The 18,814-nt window shown below is 46.3% G+C and carries 15 protein-coding genes; 8 read left to right on the top strand and 7 right to left on the bottom strand.

Annotated elements, in window-relative coordinates:
* Positions 1–2: 2 nt before the first annotated feature.
* Both DN599_RS00145 and DN599_RS00140 read right to left on the bottom strand, forming a co-directional pair.
* The gene (locus tag DN599_RS00145; RefSeq protein ID WP_110455645.1) at positions 3–677 is read right to left on the bottom strand and encodes a fumarate reductase cytochrome b subunit; all 675 of its coding nucleotides are present in this window, start codon (positions 675–677) and stop codon (positions 3–5) included.
* Between the two features lie 150 nt (positions 678–827).
* A complete protein-coding gene (locus tag DN599_RS00140) occupies positions 828–1,550 on the bottom strand; it encodes a fumarate reductase cytochrome b subunit (protein ID WP_110455644.1) in 723 nt (240 codons plus the stop codon).
* Between the two features lie 345 nt (positions 1,551–1,895).
* On the opposite strand from DN599_RS00140, the gene prmA reads away from it, so the two are divergent.
* The 7 genes from prmA (at position 1,896) to DN599_RS00105 (ending at position 11,973) form a co-directional block, all read left to right on the top strand.
* Positions 1,896–2,777 carry a 50S ribosomal protein L11 methyltransferase gene (gene prmA, locus DN599_RS00135; protein WP_110455643.1) on the top strand — a complete coding sequence of 294 codons (882 nt, stop codon included), beginning with the start codon at positions 1,896–1,898 and terminating at the stop codon, positions 2,775–2,777.
* Between the two features lie 151 nt (positions 2,778–2,928).
* Positions 2,929–3,897 carry a tRNA dihydrouridine synthase DusB gene (dusB, locus tag DN599_RS00130; protein ID WP_110455642.1) on the top strand — a complete coding sequence of 323 codons (969 nt, stop codon included), beginning with the start codon at positions 2,929–2,931 and terminating at the stop codon, positions 3,895–3,897.
* Between the two features lie 17 nt (positions 3,898–3,914).
* On the top strand, positions 3,915–4,220 hold the full coding sequence (gene fis / locus DN599_RS00125) for a DNA-binding transcriptional regulator Fis (RefSeq protein WP_011864135.1): 306 nt from the start codon (positions 3,915–3,917) through the stop codon (positions 4,218–4,220).
* A gap of 289 nt (positions 4,221–4,509) precedes the next feature.
* Positions 4,510–6,969, top strand: coding sequence for an EcoAI/FtnUII family type I restriction enzme subunit R (gene hsdR / locus DN599_RS00120; protein ID WP_110455641.1), 2,460 nt, complete (start codon positions 4,510–4,512; stop codon positions 6,967–6,969).
* A gap of 181 nt (positions 6,970–7,150) precedes the next feature.
* Entirely contained in the window at positions 7,151–8,467 is a 1,317-nt protein-coding gene (locus DN599_RS00115) for an MATE family Na+-driven efflux transporter (RefSeq protein ID WP_110456734.1), read from the top strand.
* 129 nt (positions 8,468–8,596) lie between these two features.
* Positions 8,597–10,093: an N-6 DNA methylase gene (locus DN599_RS00110; protein ID WP_110455640.1), complete on the top strand. Its 1,497-nt coding sequence runs from the start codon at positions 8,597–8,599 to the stop codon at positions 10,091–10,093.
* Entirely contained in the window at positions 10,093–11,973 is a 1,881-nt protein-coding gene (locus DN599_RS00105) for a restriction endonuclease subunit S (protein ID WP_204165076.1), read from the top strand. Before DN599_RS00110 ends, DN599_RS00105 begins: the two co-directional genes overlap by 1 nt.
* A gap of 95 nt (positions 11,974–12,068) precedes the next feature.
* On the opposite strand, the gene DN599_RS00100 is transcribed toward DN599_RS00105, so the two are convergent.
* On the bottom strand, positions 12,069–13,295 hold the full coding sequence (locus DN599_RS00100; RefSeq protein WP_110455639.1) for a serine hydrolase domain-containing protein: 1,227 nt from the start codon (positions 13,293–13,295) through the stop codon (positions 12,069–12,071).
* A gap of 479 nt (positions 13,296–13,774) precedes the next feature.
* Between DN599_RS00100 and DN599_RS00095 the strand changes: the two genes are divergently transcribed.
* Positions 13,775–14,086 (top strand): hypothetical protein, encoded by a 312-nt coding sequence (locus DN599_RS00095; protein ID WP_110455638.1) that lies wholly within the window; start codon positions 13,775–13,777, stop codon positions 14,084–14,086.
* On the opposite strand, the gene DN599_RS00090 is transcribed toward DN599_RS00095, so the two are convergent.
* From DN599_RS00090 to DN599_RS00075, 4 genes are all read right to left on the bottom strand, one after another.
* On the bottom strand, positions 14,083–14,607 hold the full coding sequence (locus tag DN599_RS00090; RefSeq protein WP_110455637.1) for a protein disulfide oxidoreductase: 525 nt from the start codon (positions 14,605–14,607) through the stop codon (positions 14,083–14,085). The two genes, DN599_RS00095 and DN599_RS00090, sit on opposite strands and share 4 nt — an antisense overlap.
* Positions 14,608–14,629: 22 nt before the next feature.
* Positions 14,630–15,505 carry a DsbA family protein gene (locus tag DN599_RS00085; protein WP_420820849.1) on the bottom strand — a complete coding sequence of 292 codons (876 nt, stop codon included), beginning with the start codon at positions 15,503–15,505 and terminating at the stop codon, positions 14,630–14,632.
* Positions 15,506–15,600: 95 nt separating this feature from the next.
* The gene (locus DN599_RS00080; RefSeq protein WP_110455636.1) at positions 15,601–17,748 is read right to left on the bottom strand and encodes a protein-disulfide reductase DsbD family protein; all 2,148 of its coding nucleotides are present in this window, start codon (positions 17,746–17,748) and stop codon (positions 15,601–15,603) included.
* A 357-nt stretch (positions 17,749–18,105) separates the two neighbouring features.
* On the bottom strand, positions 18,106–18,489 hold the full coding sequence (locus DN599_RS00075; protein ID WP_110455635.1) for a hypothetical protein: 384 nt from the start codon (positions 18,487–18,489) through the stop codon (positions 18,106–18,108).
* Positions 18,490–18,814: the final 325 nt, after the last annotated feature.

Below are 18,814 nucleotides of genomic sequence, written 5' to 3'. Positions count from 1 at the left end.
ACTTATTGACTCGCATAGGGAAGAAAGGCGAGCAATGACGCGATGCCAATCACCACAAACACAACACTTACAATGGTTTTTATTTTTTTAATTCGCGCGCGATGATTAAGTGCTTTTTCGGCGCCCCATTTTATGGCGACTCGATAAAGCCCAATGGCGGCATGCAACTCAACACACAAGAGTAATGGCAGATACACCATCCACACCCCTTGGTTCCAAATGCGATCGGCACTGCCAATAGGGCCAATAGTTTCGGGAGCGCTACCAATCAACCACAGGTGTACTGGTAATAATAAAAAGATGCCCACGCCCGTGATCGCCTGCCACACCCATAACTTAGTATCACCATGGCTGATCACCGTCATCTGCTTACGCAAAGCTCGCTGCTGCGCCAAGTTGAGTGGCATTTTATGCACAGCCACCAACACGTGGATCAAGGCAAGCACCGCCACCACAACGGCGATAATAGTCACCACCCAAGGGTAACCATGACCATCGGCGCTTAAAAAGCTCAGCTCCATGGTTTTTGCCACTAGGGTCATCGCATCGCCGCCCAGTAAAATCGAGGACACTAACAGCAGGTGGGTCCACAAAAACAGGGTCAATATGACACCGGTGAGGCTCTGGCTCAGATCGAGCCAACCACTTAACTTACTGTTATGACGAGTCAGCGACATATTATCTCCTCTTGGCGATAGCATCAGGCCGCACAATTTGGGCAACCTCTTAGCCCTAATGTCGCTCACAAACAGCCACTAAACCGTGAGGTAGATCAAAACACTAACCAATACTTCACAAAATGCTAAACTACCTAAGCTAACACACCATCAAGGCACAAAAGGCGTGATAGGTAACGTCAGCTCACGACCAATAATGAGGTAAGACACCAAGCTCAACACACCTATGCTAATAAGATAAATAATCAATATTTTAGCGACCTTACGTAGCCCACGACGATTAGCCGTCAAGCCCCACTTCAATGCCACTCGATACAGACCTATCATGGCGTGGATAACCACAGCCGGCAGCAGCAAGGCGTACAGCAACCACGCATTGGCGTGATACACACGCTCAGCAGAAAGATGCGGGCCAATTTCAGGGTTAGTGATCATGGTGAAAATATGCACAGGCGCTAAGAAAAACAAAATAAAACCTGTCACTAGCTGCCAAAACCAGGCGTGGCTGTCTTTATGCTTGATGCCCTGCATATGGCGTCTTAAGGCGCGCCACTGCCCCAACTGCGCCGGAAAACGCCGCAGCGCCACTGCCGCATGAACAATGACCACCAACATGATAAAAATCGAAAACACCTTAGTGACAATGGGCATACCATGGCCTGTAGAGGTAAACAGCCCTCCTTCAAGAAACTGCACCACATGATAAAAAGCCTCTTTACCCAACAAGATACTGGATTCGAAATGCAGGTGAGCCAATAAAAAGCACCCCAGCATGATGCCAGTTGCACTTTGAATTTTGTCCGCCTTAGCAGACCATGGGCTGCCAAGCGAAGCATAATGGATATGATGAGATTGCATACTTTTGGAGTTCATTATCATTCAACGCCTAGTGTCGGGATCTACACCATAACAGCAAGCAAGCAGAGTAAACGCCTGCCATTAGCAAAGCGTGATTTACCTCACCCAGCAAACAGGCAACTTTTGACTTAGTTCACAAACAAACCTCAAAGTACAAAACAAAGGTAAAACCACTTAACCAATATAATCATGGGGTTAAACAACCAATTTAAACAAAACAATCCATTCAAAAATAGCGACATAAGCAGTTGAATCGGCAGTTTTATTCTATAAAGCACAAATATCAATAACAGATCGCTCTGCCTTTAGCCGCCGCATGGTTTACAATAACGCCATTATTGACCTAAGAGAGAAGATCCCATGGCTTGGATCCAGTTAAAGATTGATACCGATAACCAACACGCCGAACAATTAAGCGATATGCTGATGGACTTTGGTGCCCTATCGATCACCTATGAAGATGGCAAAGACAACCCTATTTACGAGCCGAATTTAGGTGAAACTCCCCTATGGAGCCATACCGTACTGACGGCACTGTTTGAAGCCGACTATGATCTGGCCCCTATCGTTGACATGCTCAAGCTACAGCCTTACTTAGGCGCCGACTTTAGCCACAAGATAGAGCAAGTTGAAGATAAAGACTGGGAACGTGAATGGATGGACAACTTCCATCCTATCCAGTTTGGCAAACGTCTGTGGATCTGCCCTAGCTGGCGCGAAGTGCCCGACCCACACGCCGTGAATGTGATGCTCGACCCAGGCCTAGCCTTTGGTACCGGCACTCACCCAACAACCGCCCTGTGTTTAGCGTGGTTAGATGGACTGGCACTTAACGGTAAAGAGGTGATCGACTTTGGCTGTGGCTCTGGCATTTTGGCCGTAGCCGCGCTGAAGCTCGGCGCAGCAAAAGTCACAGGCATCGATATTGACTACCAAGCCATCGATGCCTCTAAAGCCAACGCCGAACGCAACGGTGTCGCCGACAAACTGGCGCTATTCCTACCCGAAGATCAGCCCGCCGACCTAAAAGCAGACGTGCTCGTGGCCAATATCCTCGCCGGCCCACTGAGAGAATTAGCGCCGCTTATCGCCGAAAAAGTTAAGCCAGGCGGCTTATTGGCACTATCGGGTTTGCTTAAAGAGCAAGCCGATGAAATTAGCCAACATTACGCCCAATGGTTTGACATGGACGCGCCTGCTCACAAAGAAGATTGGAGTCGCTTGACAGGCACCCGCAAATAACGGTAAAAGCCAGCGGCCGCAAGGCCGCCAATGACTTCACAGCACACAAAAGTCAAGTAAAAAAGTTGCTCTCAGGTCATTTATTGACCTTTTCACCGGCTTGAAAAAGGCGTACTATAGCGCCCCTTTGAAGCGCAAGGTGTAATGATAAATGCAGATTGGACCCTATCAACTGAAAAATCAGCTGATCGTGGCTCCTATGGCAGGAGTCACCGACCAACCCTTTCGAAATCTCTGCTTACGTTATGGCGCTGCCTTAGCGGTTTCAGAGATGCTTTCGTCCAATCCTGAAGTTTGGGATACCGACAAAAGCCGACAGCGTATGACACATGCTGGTGAGAATGGGATCCGCTCAGTACAAATTGCAGGAGCCGATCCCGATATGATGGCTCACGCCGCCGTTGTCAACGTACAACAAGGGGCACAGATCATCGATATCAATATGGGATGTCCTGCAAAAAAAGTGAATAAGAAGCTGGCTGGATCGGCACTACTACAGCAACCAGAGCAAGTAAAAGCGATTTTGCAAGCTGTCGTTGCCGCAGTGGATGTCCCGGTTACACTGAAAATTCGCACCGGCTGGGCACCAGAACACCGTAACGGTATTCAAATAGCCCAAATAGCAGAAGATTGTGGTATTGCCTCGTTAGCCGTACATGGCCGCACGAGACAATGCATGTACAAAGGCGAAGCCGAGTACGACACCATTGCCGCTATTAAACAGAATGTCTCTATTCCGGTTGTCGCTAACGGAGACATCTGCACCCCAGAGAAAGCACGCTTTGTGCTTGACCATACTGGTGCCGATGCCGTGATGATAGGAAGAGGCGCTCAAGGACGGCCTTGGGTATTCAGAGAGATCCAACATTATCTGGAAACAGGTAATAAGCTAGCGCCAATTGAAGTGGACGAAAAGCGTCGAGTGATGCTGGAACACCTCAAAGACTTATATGCATTGTATGGCGAATACAAAGGGTTACGTATCGCCAGAAAGCATGTTGGATGGTATCTGGACCAAGAAGCGCAGAGACCATTGAGAGCCGAGTTTAATCGGCTGGAAACTGTTGAAGAACAATGTTCCATGTTGGAACGTTATTTTGATGAATTAGTAAAGAATTAATAAAGAGCAGAATACGAATGTTTGATCAGACAACTCAACCAGAAGCTCATCAGCTTACCGTAGGCAAAATCGAAACCGCTAACGGCACTATCAAGCCTCAATTACTACGTGATGCAGTAAAGCGCGCAGTAACTAACTTTTTCGCTCAAATGGACGGCCAAGAAGCTGAAGAAGTTTACGAAATGGTGTTATGTGAAGTTGAAGCACCTCTACTAGATATCATCATGCAGCACACTCGTGGCAACCAGACTCGCGCTGCCAACATGCTAGGTATCAACCGTGGTACGCTACGCAAGAAATTAAAAAAATACGGCATGAACTAAGAAGCGACTCTTAATCAGCTGTATTAGAACGGGTTTTTCGGCAACGAAAAGCCCGTTTTGCTATGCGTGCTACACACGGACAATCTTTGCATCGGGAAAATACTACAAAGCAGCAAGCCACAACCTACTAAGTCACAAGGAAGTATCTATTGTTCTAGGGGCTTACCACACTCTCCTTATCAATCCTTGAGCTAAATCCTGTGCTTCCTTAAGGCTTTATGACACAATCGAAATGGGCAAAGCTGTCCGTAACTGTTTGTTATCTTTCCTAGAAGGACCTTGTTAGGTTATGAGCATCAATAAAGCAAAACTGACTGAAACCGATATCATCACCAAATTCATTATGCCAGCGATTAAAGATGCGGGCTGGAATGATATGACGCAAATTCGCCAAGAGGTGAAGCTGCGCGATGGTAAGGTGATAGTGCGTGGCCAGCTCGGTGTGCGTAAAACCGTAAAGTCTGCTGATATTGTGCTTTACCATAAACCAAGCATGCCCCTTGCCGTAATTGAGGCTAAGGCGAACAAACATGAAGTAGGCAAAGGTATGCAGCAAGGTCTCGATTATGCGCGCTTGCTTGAAGTACCTTTCATCTTCGCCTCTAACGGTGATGGTTTTATCTTCCATGATAAGACAAAGCTAGGAACGCCTGAAGCACACAACCTAGAATCTGAAATCCGTCTTGAAGACTTCCCATCCCCCCAAGAGCTTTGGGCTAAATATTGTGTCTGGAAGGGCTATACTGAAGCACAGCTGCCGATTATCAACCAAGAATACTATGACGATGGTAGCGGCAAGCACCCTCGTTATTACCAACTGCAAGCCATCAACAAGACCGTAGAAGCAATATCATCAGGTAAAGACCGTGTATTGCTCGTCATGGCAACTGGCACAGGTAAAACTTACACGGCGTTTCAGATCATCTGGCGCTTATGGAAGTCTCGCGCCAAAAAACGCATTCTATTCCTAGCCGACCGTAATATCTTAGTCGACCAAACCAAGACAGGTGACTTTCAACCTTTTGGTCCCGCAATGACCAAGGTCTCAGGCAGAACCGTTGACCCATCATATGAGATACACCTAGCGCTCTATCAAGCTTTAACCGGCCCTGAAGAGAGCCAAAAAGCCTTTAAGCAAGTCGACCCCGACTTCTTTGACTTAATCATTATCGACGAGTGCCATCGCGGTAGCGCCTCTGAAGACAGCGCATGGCGTGAGATCCTAGAATATTTCAAAAGTGCTGCTCAAGTAGGCTTAACGGCAACCCCTAAAGAAACGACTGAAGTATCAAACTCAGACTACTTTGGCGATCCGGCTTATACCTATTCCCTTAAAGAAGGTATTGAAGACGGCTTCTTAGCGCCCTATAAAGTGGTGCGCGTTGATATTGATGTTGATCTGCAAGGCTGGCGACCAACAAAAGGCCAAGTCGATAATCAAGGCGAGGTAATAGAAGACCGTATCTATAACCAAAAAGACTTTGACCGCACCATGGTGATTGATGAGCGCACGCAGCTGGTGGCCGAGACGATAACCAACTACCTAAAGCGTACAGACCCAATGGCTAAGACCATTGTATTTTGTAATGACATCGACCACGCCGAACGCATGCGCCGAGCTATCGCCAACCTCAACCCAGAGCAAATGGCGAAGAACGATAAGTACGTGATGAAAATCACCGGTGATGATGAGCTAGGTAAAGCCCAGCTTGATAACTTCATCAATCCTAAAAAGCCTTATCCCGTCATTGCCACTACCTCAGAGCTGATGACCACAGGTGTCGATGCTAAAACCTGTAAGCTGGTGGTACTGGATCAAAACATTCAATCAATGACCAAGTTTAAACAGATCATTGGTCGCGGTACCCGTATCGACGACAGATACGGCAAGTTGTGGTTCACCATCTTAGATTTCAAAAAAGCCACCGAACTGTTTGCCGATGAACGCTTTGATGGTACACCAGAGAAAGTCTTAGTCGTTACCCCTACAGATATCGAAGATGACGATACTGACATTGATGGCACAGATGCTATTGATGAGCAAGATGGTGAAGATAATCCATTCGATGATGGTGAGCTTGGTGGTGATAGCAGTAATAATCAACCCGATTGTACTGGTGATGATGGTCAAACTGGTGAAGGCGAATGGACCGACGAGGAGCCCCGCAAGGTAAACAAGTACCGAGTTTCAGGTGTTACTGTCAGTAAGGTCGCAGAGCGAGTGCAATACTACGACAGCGACGGCAAATTAGTCACCGAGTCTTTCAAAGATTACACCCGTAAAACCATGGCTAAGCAGTTCAGCTCACTCGATGAGTTCGTAAAGCGTTGGAATGACTCTGACCGTAAACAAGCCGTCATCGATGAACTCGCTCAAGAAGGCATTATCTGGGCCGCACTTGAAGAAGAGGTTGGTAAAGAGATGGACCCCTTCGACATGATCTGTCATGTGGTATACGACCAACCACCACTCACCCGCAAGGAGCGTGCAAACAGCGTTAAGAAGCGTAATTACTTCACCAAGTATTCAGATACCGCCCAAACGGTACTAGAGAATCTACTGGTTAAATACGCCGATGTTGGAGTGCAAGAAATCGAGTCCATGCAAGTGCTTAAAGTACAGCCCTTTAACGAGATTGGTAGCCTAAGCGAAATCATTAAAAAAGGCTTTGGTGGTAAAAAAGAGTACGAGCAAGCAATTAGCGAATTAGAAGCTGAGATCTATCAGCTCCACCAGCAATCAGCTTAAGGGTTATTCTTGGAACTCAGCGTTAATAGTTCCCCTATTGTTACTAAAAGAATGAGCAGTGACTAATCAGTTAGTCACTGCTCCAAGTCTAAGACTAGCCCTAACAGGGCCCTAAACTGCCACTACGAATCCAATACATATGCAGCTAAACCTCAAAGCTTCAGCCTTTGTAAGCGCCTATTTGAAGAACTATAGAAATATCAACTTCAAGCTGCTACTGCTGCTCATCTTAACCAGCATAATCCCGTTAATATATTCAACGACTCGGATACATTTTTTAGGCGACATCCCTAATCCATGGGCGTTCAGCATCGCAGCGCAAGTGGCTTGGCTGAATGTAATCTATGAAGTGCTTAGTGAGGCGCTACTTTTGCCGCTAGCATTCGTATTTGGTCAAGTGATACGAGAACCTAAAAAGTACCATATCAGGTTATCGACAGGGCTTACTATCGTGGTCATGGCCTATACCATAGTTACTCTTATGGTAATAACACTAGCACCACAAATGGTTGCAGCTATGCAGCAGCAAGCCGTGCTTATAGAGCAAACCGTCAGTTATATTCGCCTTGAGTCCATTGCGATTTTATTGTCGAGTGTATTTTCATTTGCAAGCTTAGTGCTCGTGCTCAAAAACAAGCAAAAGCTTATCTACCTGTTATTACTTATCCAAACCCTACTCACCCTATTATGCGACAGCGTGTTTGTCAGTCAGCTGCCATTCTCTTTAAACCTAGGGGTTAACGGCATTGCGTGGACCAATATTATCGTCAGCTTGGTTTTATCTAGCGTGGCCATTTTATATTTAACCAGTAAGGGCCTATCGCTACGCCGCATTCAGTTTAATCAGCAACCATGGCTTACAACTTGGCTAAGGGTTGGCGCTAAGTCAGGCTTAGAGTCATTAGTACGCAACACCGCTTTTGTGGTGATGATCTTGCAGCTGGTTAATCAAGTTGAGCAAGCCGGAGTATTTTGGTTGGCGAATCAGTTTATCTGGGGATGGTTACTATTACCTATTCTGGCGCTAGGCCAGTTAGTAAAGCGCGATGCGGCCAATAATGGCGGATTAAGCAAAGGTAAGGTGAACAGCTATATGGGCATAGTATTGGTATTTATATGCGGCTGGCTGGGGTCTATGCCTGCATGGCAGCCTTTTATCGAACACGTTATGGGTGTTAGCCAGTCACAAGCTGTCACCAAGCTAGTGTTACTCATGCTTGGCTTTTACATTGTGTTTGCCTTTAACCATGTCATTGATAGCTACTTTTACGGCATAGGCCGAACAGATTTAATGTTATACCAGTCGTTAATCGTAAACACAGGCTTCTACGGCAGTGCATTTATGGCTTATCAAATGGGCTGGTTCGTTCCATCACTCGATAAAATTGCCATCATGTTTGGACTAGGCATAACAATCGATGCCATCATCACCGCTTACCTGTACTACCGGCTAACTAAAGCCCGTGCCCCCGACATGACTAACATTCTAGTCCGTTAGAATATGCTGCGACCATAGGGGTGTTAGCCCTACTAGAGCAGCAAAATAATCATAACTAACTCACTGATCACCAGCGCAGGTATTGCTATACTGCCCGGCATTATATTTAGCAATTAAAGTAGCTTTGTTATGTCTATCAGTTCAGCGATTAAATCCATCCAAGATATTATGCGTAAAGATGCCGGTGTTGACGGTGATGCCCAGCGACTAGGGCAAATGTCTTGGTTACTTTTCCTTAAGGTATTTGATGCCCAAGAGGAAGAGTTAGAGCTTGAACTAGACGATTACCGTGAGCCAATCCCAGCAGAGTTCCTATGGCGCAACTGGGCTGCAGACAACCAAGGCATCACAGGTGATGAACTACTTGAGTTTGTAAATGATGAGCTATTTCCACAGCTTAAAAACCTGACTGCGCCGATAGATAAAAACCCGCGCGGTTATGTAGTCAAAGAAGCCTTCTCAGATGCCTTTAACTACATGAAAAACGGCACCCTACTGCGCCAAGTGATCAACAAGCTTAATGAAATCGACTTTACCGACTCAAAAGAGCGTCACTTGTTTGGTGACCTGTACGAGCAGATCTTAAAAGACTTACAAAGCGCAGGTAATGCGGGCGAGTTCTATACCCCACGCGCCATCACTAAATTTATTGTAGCGGTAACAGATCCTAAACTTGGCGAGTCTATTATGGACCCTGCTTGCGGTACCGGCGGCTTTTTGGCCTGCGCGTTTGACCATGTAAAAGCTAACTACGTTAAATCAGGCGAAGACCACAAGACGCTACAGCAACAGATCTTTGGTGTTGAGAAGAAGCAGCTGCCGCACCTACTGTGTACCACCAACATGATGCTGCACGGCATTGAAGTGCCAGTACAGATTAAGCACGGCAACACTCTCAATAAGCCATTATCAAGCTGGGATGAGCAAGTTGATGTCATCATCACTAACCCACCATTTGGTGGCACCGAAGAAGACGGTATTGAAAAGAACTTCCCAAGCGAAATGCAAACCCGTGAAACTGCGGATCTATTCCTACAGCTAATCATCGAAGTTCTAGCAACGAAGGGCAGAGCTGCCGTAGTATTGCCAGACGGCACTCTATTTGGTGAAGGTGTTAAAACCAAAATCAAAAAGCTGCTGACTGAAGAGTGTAACCTGCACACTATCGTGCGTTTACCTAATGGCGTGTTCAACCCATACACCAGCATCAAAACGAATATCCTATTCTTCACTAAAGGGGATGGCTCGTCAAAAACAGCAACTAAAGATGTCTGGTTCTATGAGCACCCATATCCTGCTGGGGTGAAGAACTACAACAAAACTAAGCCAATGAAGTTTGAAGAATTTGCAACTGAATTGAGCTGGTGGGGCGTTGAAGCCGACGGTTTTGCATCACGAGTTGAAACAGAACAAGCGTGGAAGGTGTCTATCGATGACATCATCGCTCGTAACTACAACCTAGATATTAAAAACCCCCATGTGGGCGATGTGGTCAGCCACGATCCGCAAGAGTTATTGCAAGATTACGCCAAGCAGCAAGCCGATATTCAAGCCCTACGCGATCAGCTAAAAGGTATTCTCATCGCCGCCCTTTCTCCTAAAGATTCAGCGGGAGAAGTTAAATAATGGCTGAGCATGATGTAAAAGTAACTGCTGATAAAAATTCAGAAATAACCGCAGAGCAATTAATTACTGAAAATCTGGATATCTGGACGACCGCCATTAAGCAAAAATCAGCATCAGGCCGTGGTTCATCGAAGAAGTTCTCGCTGCATGGCATCAAAAAGCTACGCGAGCTGATTTTAGAACTCGCCGTGCGCGGTAAGCTAGTTCCACAAGATGAGAATGACGAACCTGCCTCGATATTACTAGAACGCATTGCCGCTGAAAAAGCGCAATTGGTGAAAGACAAGAAGATTAAAAAGCCTAAAGCTTTGCCTGAAATTAGTGAGGATGAAAAGCCGTTTGAGCTGCCGAAGGGTTGGGAGTGGACGAGACTAACTGAACTTGCTGAAATTGGCCCAAGAAATTCAGAATTAAATGATGATTCAGAAGCTTCTTTTGTACCTATGCCTCTAATTACCACCAGCTATAAAGGTAGCCATGGCTCTGAAACTAGAACATGGAAGGAAATTAAGAAGGGGTACACACACTTTGCGGATGGTGATATCGCACTAGCCAAGATAACACCTTGCTTTGAAAATAGTAAAGCAGCTGTATTTTCTGGATTAATTAATGGTGTAGGCACCGGAACAACTGAACTACATGTGGCAAGGCCAATCCCTGATACATTAAATCCATTGTTCATTCTTTTATACTTAAAAGCACCAATGTTCCTCAAAGTTGGTGAAACTAAAATGACTGGTTCAGCTGGTCAAAAACGAGTTCCCAAAGATTTTTTTGCAAATAACCCATTACCATTTGCCCCTCTTGAAGAACAATACCGCATCGTCGCTAAAGTCGATGAGCTGATGAGCTTATGTGATGCCCTAGAAGCGCAAACAGAAGCTAGCAAGTCAGCACACCAAACCTTAGTTGAAACCTTGTTAGGGGCGTTACTGCTTCCTTCTGCTGATGCTAACAGCCCTGAGCTGGCAGAAAGCCCTGAGTGTTCCGTTGAAAATGGTTCTGAGCCGTCTTTTGATAACAGCCCTGAGCGGCACTTTATAGAGAGCTGGCAGCGTGTTGCCGAGCACTTCGATACGCTATTCACCACCAGCGCCAGCATCGACACGCTAAAGCAAACCATCCTGCAACTCGCCGTCATGGGCAAGCTGGTGGAACAAAACTCTAATGACGAGCCTGCAGCCAAGCTACTAGAGCGTATCGCAATTGAGAAAATGGGACTCTGGCAGCAGAATATAATTTCAAAACCGAAACCTAATACGGCTATCTCAACCTCTGAAACTTCATTTCATAAGCCTTTAGGTTGGGAGTGGGTCAGGCTAGAACAATTATTCAATATTATTGTTGACTGCCCCCATTCAACTGCCAAATTTCAAGATTCGGGTTTGCTTTGTCTTGATACCAATTCATTTAAACAGGGAAAGTTACACACAAGTAAATTTCGATTTGTCTCTCAAGAAACTTTTGATAAACGCAATGCTAGATTAGTTCCACTACCAAGAGATATTGTATTCGCTAGGGAAGGTAGTGTTGGTGAGTCGGTTGTTATTCCAGATGGTATCGAATGCTGTCTAGGTCAGCGAGTAATGCTGTTTCGACCATCAGTTCAATTAGAACCAGAGTTTCTTCGTCTCACTATCTCGTCGAAAGGAGCATTGGAAAAACTATTGTCTATACATAAGGGAATTGGGGCGAAACATGTGAATGTTAGAGACATGAGAGCATATCTAGTATGTGTCCCTCCTAAGGAAGAACAACGCCGCATCGTTACTAAAGTCGATGAATTAATTACCTTGTGCGACCAACTCAAAGCCCGTTTAAGCGACGCCCAAACAACCCAACTCCACCTCACCGACGCCATCGTCGAACAAGCAGTTTAATAGAGCACGGACGCTATGAGACAGATAAAAGAGAAATACAGAGCTTTAAAACCCACAATTGAATACTTGTCAGATGAAGTAGTCTCTAGTCAAGGTTAGTTTGTTGCTGAGTAGAGCTGGTTTATGAGTGCTGCCGCAATAGTCGTAGCAGGATCTCGCCCATCGACACTTGGTGCCATGTTGGTCCAAACCACTAGACTTACCTTATTCTCTGGGTCATGCCCCATGAAAGAGTTATAGCCAGGCAATTCACCTGTATGGCCATAGAGTTGACCAAACTTGGCGATCCCCAAGCCATATGAGGCGGTATTGGGATCACCTGGATTGATGGGCTTAACGCTGGAAAGACGCAGCTTTTGCATCTCATCGTTTAACAACTCTCCGCCAACCAAAGCTTCGACCCAGATAAGTAACTCTCTGGCAGTCGATATGCCTGCACCTGCCGCCCAGCCCCATGAAGGATTCGCTAAGGTTTGATCACCTGGAGTGATCTCACCATTACGGGCCGCTTGTTGCATGGGTTCGGGCAATGCTGAGTCCATGGTTTCAACATTAGTGCCATACATGTAGCCATGCGTATACGGCTGCGGTAATTCATTATCAGTGATCTCTGGAAACAAGGTTTTGGTCATACCTAGGGGGGTAAAGAGTCGACGCTGCATGATCTCAGGTAGGTCACTGCCATCAAGGAGTTGTGCGATTAGGCCAAGTAATACCGTGTTGGTATTAGAGTAACCAAAGGCCGTACCTGGTTCAAAATCAAGAGCATTGTCGAAGCTCAATTTGAGCAATTCCTCTTGGAGCCAAGCCTTGGTAGGATCTTCGTCGAGCGTCTGATTGAGAGTTAGTGTAGTCGTATAATTGAAGAGACCACTTTCCATCGCTAATAAATTCTCAATTGTGATCCGTTCACCACCCGGTACATTTTGCCAATATAAGGAAACGGGATCATCGAATTTAAGCTTACCCTCTTGCACCATTTGTAGAATTATTGTGCCAACCCAAGTTTTGGTATTTGAGCCAATTCGCAGGTGCTGGTTGAAATCGGTTGGTTCATTGCCATTATAACTGCTCACTCCATAGGTATATTCAAAATTACCTTTGGGCGTGTGCAATATCACTACAACTCCAGGGACCAGCATATCCTGGGCCAGCTGCGCGACTGTCTGCTGCATTTTAGCCTTGTCAATCGCATTCAGCGAATCATCGTTATCGCTATTACAGCCACTTATTGAGAGACACAACAAGGCGCTCACCAAAGTACTCTTTAATGTTCTCGTCACCCAGGGTTTTACTTGTCGTAACGCACCTTGCTTCAACATAACTTCGCACTTCCTTTGTGATATCAGGTTCCAATTAGCTTTAAAAATAACCAGTTTGCGAAATGCTGAAAATATTCCACTTTCATTTTGCATTCAACGTAATCTCAACACTTACGTCTAAAATCGGTAAATAGTATTAGTTGATTCGCCACTAATTCAATTTAGCGATTTAATCTTGTGACAATTCAATACAATTTGGCGCGATTCCTAATCAATAGGTTTGACATCACTTTATCGAAAGGTCATCGATACTTGATGAATTTTCAAGCTATTTTGCTCGTTCAAAGTCTGCAAACTGAACCTTGTTACTGCAATCAATAATAAATTGGCGCTTGTTTAGCCCCTTGCAAGACTTGCCCCGCAGCAACAGGAGCCGCCCTTTGCTCATTAGATATGCCTTTTCTAATCCGGTCAAAACAGGCTAACCATTGAGGCTTAGTGGTTCTTTCTAACGGATACTTACCTATGTAGGGATGCAGATGCCGCGCGAACTGCAGCCTATGTTTATCTGCGTTTTTACGATTATCTGTGGCATATTCCACCAGCCAATATTCAAGCGCCGCTTTAACTGTCACAGCTTATTTGCGAACGACTTTAACATCACGTCACAAGGGAGAGTCGCCCTCGACTCTCTACATAGTGGCGCTATCTACCTGCTTATTTTACGAAGCAGCCGTGCTTACCGCGTTGAAGTGATGCTGTTTGCCGCTAGCACGCTAAGTCGATATCACCTTAACGAAAGACGTATCAATGCCTTGAGCGCTATGCCAGCGGCAAACCGCTATGGTTAGGCTAAGAGCATGCGCCACCACATACCGGGCAGACTGGTAAAGCCTGTGGTGTAATATTTCAGCTCACCCTCTTTAAATACCATCAGTGTGGGTGTGGCCTGCAACGACCAGGTACGGGCGATGCTATTATCCTTGTCGTTAATGGTGTCGAATCCATATTCTTGATGTTGAAGATATTTTGCTAATTTATCATCTTCACCCGAGTTCATGGCCACCGTGACCACAGGAAAATAAGCCGACATTTGATTAACCGCTGGGCTGACAAAGTTACATACGGGGCACCAGGTGCCCCAGAAGTACACCAGTACCGCTTGATCTTGGCTTAGCGTCGCAATATCTACCGCCTGCCCTGCCAGAGTTATCCCTTTGAGTTGTGGTAAATTATCTCGTGGGATATCTTTACCACGCCATATATCCATGACGCCAGTTAACACCATGGCTAACACAAGCCAGAGTGCAAATGTCTTAACTCCCCCCCATAATCGCTTGAGAAATGGGATGGATGGCTGTTCACTCGTCATATCTGCTCCTTTGACGCTACGCTTAACTGCGCTTGGCTGATTGCTCTTGCGCGGCTATCGCCTCTTGCAACTGCTGTTTTAGCACCTCATAAGACACTAATCCCGGAATGACTTTGTCGGCAAAAATCATACTGGGTGTTCCGCCAATGCCTAAGTCTCGCATTAAGTGCATATTTTGATTAACCATATTGGCGACACGTTTATCGGTATTACCTATCCAGCGCTCGGTGTCGGTTAATTTAGCGACTTTGGCAAGCGCCGCCGCATCAAGCCCACGCGGGCTGGACATTAATAAGTCTTTCACCTTGAGGTACTTTTCTGGCTCGTTTAGCCAAACTGTTTGAGCAAAGTCGACCGCGATTTTTGACCCTTCTCCCTGCAGGGGCACCATTTTGATAACGATCTTGAGCTGTGGAAACTCTTCCACTAGCTTATTGAGTGAAGGCTCGATTTTCTTACAATAGGGGCAATTAAAGTCGGTGAAATAGACCATAGTGATCTCGGGAGTGGCTGAGCCTTTCCAAGGATCGCTTTGGGTTGCATACATGGCTTCATGGTTGGCCTCTAAGCTAGCTTGCCTTGCGGCATCGGCGCCAAGTTGCTCTCTCATTTGCAGTGCAATAATCGCTTCTTTCAGAAGTTCGGGATCATTGACTAACGCGTCTTTAATGATCGCGCGTACCTCTTGTTGTTGCGTCGTGGAGAGGCTAGCGGTTTGAGCGTGGGCAGAGGCGCTCACATAGGGTAAAGAGCTAGCCAGCATGGCGATGGCAACGCCCGATAATGCCAATACTGGTAACTTACGATTGTTAAGCAGGGTCATAAATTTCGACATGTGATTTTCTCCATCCTTAGCGGTTAGTTGAGTTGCTGTTTGTACTTGTTTCGTTGATTTCATCATGGGTTTCCTTGCGATTAGCTCAGGGGCCTCCTGAGCGTAATATGCCTTGAATGTCACTCGGTTATTACCGAACCACTGGCTGAGTGATAGCCCTAATCGGCCCCAGCAATGGACGAGCTTTCGGTGACAAGCTTGGGCCGAGTCTCTGTCGTAGTGTTGGGAAATACCGATGCCTTATCGATTGCCGCGATCACTAAGTCACTCGTTAGAATCTCTGGTAATTCAATCCCTTGTGGAGCACCTGGGCCATATACCATGTTAAATGGCACCCCAAACCGATTATGACGCTGAAGATAACGGGTTATTGGCGCTGACGCCTCCGTCCAATCGCCTTTCATCGGTAGCATATGCGGCTGTTGCAACTTGCTGTAGACAGGGTCTTGTAAGATCACGCCAATCTTATTGGCCTTGCAGGTGATGCACCAATCTGCCGTCACATCGACAAATACTGTCTTGCCTTGAGCGACCTGTTGGTCGATCACCTGTTGATCCAACGGTGTCCATGCTAAATCTGCTGGCAAAGGCTTAGCCCACTGGTTAACGGTCATAAAGGCCAGTAGCGCCGACAACATGATGCCGACACCGAAACAGCTAACAATGGCAATTGCGCCATATTTTTTAGCCATAAACAGCATAAATGTCAGTGTGATAAGACCAGCTAGCGGCCATAGATATAAGGCATCGATAAAGTTAGCTAATAGGCTAATCAGCCATAAACTGGTCAGCAGTAGCATGCCTGAGAACAGAATTTTTACCGTGTTCATCCAGCGACCGGGTTTTGGGAGGTAGGTTGCCACTTGCGGCAACGCCGCCACGATCAACCAAGGCAATGCCATGCCCACTGCCAATGCAGTAAAGATGACCAACAAACTCAGCACATCGGCGCCTAAGGCAAAGGCCACTGCGGTTCCTAAGAAAGGCGCACTGCACGGGGTTGCAAGTAAAGTGGCAAACATGCCCTGTAAAAAGTGGCCTCGATTATCATTGCCGCCGGTTGTCGCCAACTTGGTTTGTACACTCGCAGGTAAGGCGATCTCAAATACACCTAACATATTGAACGCAAAGACCGTAGTTACCAGCGCCATGAAGCCGATAAACCAAGGATTTTGGAACTGCACCCCCCAACCAATGGCTTGGCCCGTGTACTTAAGCATTAAGATAAAACCTGCCAATAACCAGAAAGAGACTAAAATGCCCAGCGCTGAGGCGATAAACTGTTGTCGAATTTGTTTGCGTTTCAGTTCAGGTGCCGCAATCACAGAGCTCAACTTCATCCCCAATACAGGCAACACGCAGGGCATGACGTTTAAGATCAATCCCCCGATAAGCGCCAGCAGGATCATGCTAAACAATGAGCGTCCCTCCTGCATTACGACTGTAGGGGTGACCTTGGCAGCATATTCCAGCGCACGCTCACTATCGACAACCGTGACATTAAGCGATTGCCCCAACAGTATTGGCTCACCAAGCCAGCTCGTGCCATTGAACAGCGCAACCAGTTGCTCACCGCCAGCATCACTCTCTGCACGCTTAAGGCTTACCAGCTTAAATGTGGTATCTGGCTCGCCATCGATAATCACCATCGGCTGTTGCCAGTGAACATCGCTCAGTCGCACTTCGAGTATGCCTTGGCTTTCATCCCATCCCAACGTCATGGCTGCAGGCTGCCCCTCTGATGTGGTCACTTTTTGCGGCACCAGTGACACGGCTTTGTTATAAGCAAGCATGGCATCCGTGTCTGCCTGTAAGGTATTAGCATTAAAATCTAGGCTAATGTGATAATCCGTCAGCACGCAGATGGTGGTACAAGTCGACAATGTCACTTTACCGCGCAGGGCCGTGGGCTCAGCAAGTTCTGCCAAGGTTAGGGTTAACGGAAACGTCGTATTGCCGCTATAGCCGAAAGTTTGCAGCCCTAATAACGAGAACTGCTCGGGCGCTGGCCATGCCCAATCCACCTGTTGTAAATTGCTCGAATTATCCCACTTGATAGAGGGCGCGATCCCTCCCTCTCCAGGGGTACGCCAGTAGGTTTTCCAATCGCCATCCAGCTGTACTTCTAACACGGCTGGTAGGGTGCGAGTGGCAGGATCCACCTCACCAGTCAGCATCAAACGTACCTTGGCTGGCGGATGATTATCATTAACTAACCATCCGGTTGACGCCGCTGGCAACGCTGGACTCGCTAACAATAAAACGAATATCCAGCAGGTCGTTAATAGGGATTTCAAACTGCTCATTTCGCCCCCTGATTGTGAATAAAATAATAATTATTCAATGACATATAGTTAATCTCTTCGGTCAACATAACGGCTAATCACTCTGATATTCTCGATTCAGCTCATTGAGGTGATACAGGAGTAATGCCTAACATTAGGTCACTTCTATACACGGGCTTACGCTGCGCGCTATTTGCTACACGCCGATATGACTTAGCATTAAGCGACGCGATAGAAGATCGGTATCAAAAAGTCAGATAGGGAAAAGTGCTAACTAGGTGATGTTGTAGTGACTTCCTTTCGCTTAATAACGCAAAAGGGAGTGACAACTGACACACCGACACACTGTAATTTATCAATATGATAAATAAGTTTTTTTCATTCTTGAAAGCGACAGAGCGTCAGGTGTATTCGCCGAGGTTTAGCATGGTAAACCTGAAGTAGAGGTAAACGCGTAAACACGCGAGAAGTAAGGGGAATTAAAGGTATTAAAAACAGCAGGATAAATAATGGCAATGCAGTACTAGTATCAATACCTACACGCATCGATTTTTCCGACAACTCGCAAGGTTTTACCTGAGCGCTGCCAGACGCTACAGCCGATGACGAGCCATCGATATTGCCAAGAGTATGACTTGCTACAGGGTTAACACTTGTCATCGCTGTAGCCGAACTCGCTTGCACACTCATCTCTTTGAGCAGCAAGTTAAGCATTCCACTATTTTGGGTCAAACAGAACAGGGTTAAAATGGTAAAGACCATTACGCCCCATAAATTACCTGTTTGCTTAGTCGCTAACTTAAAAATAGCAATCTCTCTTGGCGTTAATAATGCACATACACCTTTCGTTGTGTTTGATAGTGCAGCTAAAACGGGTTCGTTTCAATATAGTGATGAATAAGACCGACGAAGTGTAACAATAGTTCGTCAACATTCAAATTATTTTGCCACTGGCGTAATTTACGCCGCAAATATGCTAATGCCCCAGAGTTGCGATTGGCAAGCCAACACACTTTACAATGCAATCACACTCCCTGTAACACCAAACAACAAGCACGGACACTTTATGCACTAAAAACTCAAATAA

The organism is Shewanella algidipiscicola, assembly GCF_900380485.1.
Taxonomy (GTDB): domain Bacteria; phylum Pseudomonadota; class Gammaproteobacteria; order Enterobacterales; family Shewanellaceae; genus Shewanella; species Shewanella algidipiscicola.
This window is presented reverse-complemented; position numbering and strand designations above follow the sequence as displayed.